General features: G+C 70.2%; 2 protein-coding genes. Both read right to left on the bottom strand.

Features of this window, described 5'->3' with window-relative positions:
* On the bottom strand, positions 1-533 hold a 533-nt coding region (locus tag E1295_RS48205; protein WP_166427808.1), incomplete at its 3' end, for an AAA family ATPase.
* Between the two features lie 137 nt (positions 534-670).
* Positions 671-975, bottom strand: a 305-nt coding sequence (locus tag E1295_RS49585) for a hypothetical protein (protein WP_166427807.1), incomplete at its 5' end; no start/stop codon positions are given.

Here is a 975-nt window from a genome sequence, read left to right as displayed (position 1 = left end):
GGGCGGGGGGTGTGGCCGTCGGGCAGGTGCAGGGGCGGCACGGGCATGGCTTGTTCGCTGGGGATGCCGAGGGCCTGGCGGCTGGTGGCGAGGATGCGCAGGTCGGGTGCGGCGCGGAGGAGGGTTTGCGCGAGGACGGCGCATTCGTGGACGAGGTGTTCGCAGTTGTCGAGGACGAGCAGGGCCTGTTTGTCGTGCAGGTGGCGGGTGAGCGCGTCGATAAGGGGTGTGGTGTGGCTGCGGACTTCGAGGGCTTCGGCGACGGTTTCGGTGAGCAGGCCGGGCTGGTGCAGGGAGGCGAGTTCGGCGAGCCATACGCCGTCGCGGAAGGTTCGGCGTAGTTCCTGGGCGGCGCGCAGGGCCAGGCGGGTCTTGCCGACGCCGCCGACGCCGGTGAGGGTGACGGCTCTGGATGTGGCCAGGAGTCGTTTGACCTCGGCCACTTCGTGCCGACGTCCGATGAAGCTGGTCACCTCTGCCGGGAGCCTGTTCGTGCGCTGCCCCCTGGAGGTGGTGGTGGTCACCGCTGTCATGGTGTGTGGGGCGGCCCGGGTGTGCGTGGCGCCGGTGCCGGGTCGCTGTAACCCACAGTATGGGGCGGGCGGTGGTGCTGGGTGCCTGGTCAGGGGCTCGTGGCCGGTTTTTGACCCTTTCGTGGTGGTGGGGTGGTTCATGGCGGGGTGGCGTGCCAGGGGCGCAGGGCGTCGAGGTGGTCCTGGCGGCCGATCGCGACGAGGTTGGAGCGGTAGAGGCCGATGGTGCCGGGGGTGTCGAGTTCGGCGCGGGTGACGGGCCGCAGGACGTTGTCGAGTTCGTCGATGAGGAAGATCCAGGGGTAGTGGGTGTGGACGAGGTCGAGGAGTTCGGCGGCGGGGCAGCCGCAGTTGGCCTGGAGTTCGGGGTGGAGTTCGAACAGCAGGGTGGGCTGGGCGGTGAGGGCGGTGGTGGCGCCGCGCAGGACGAAGCCTTCGTAGC

This window comes from Nonomuraea mesophila, assembly GCF_004352805.1.
GTDB lineage: Bacteria > Actinomycetota > Actinomycetes > Streptosporangiales > Streptosporangiaceae > Nonomuraea > Nonomuraea longispora.
Note: the sequence above shows the minus strand (reverse complement) of the source record. Positions and strands in the feature narration are given on the sequence as shown.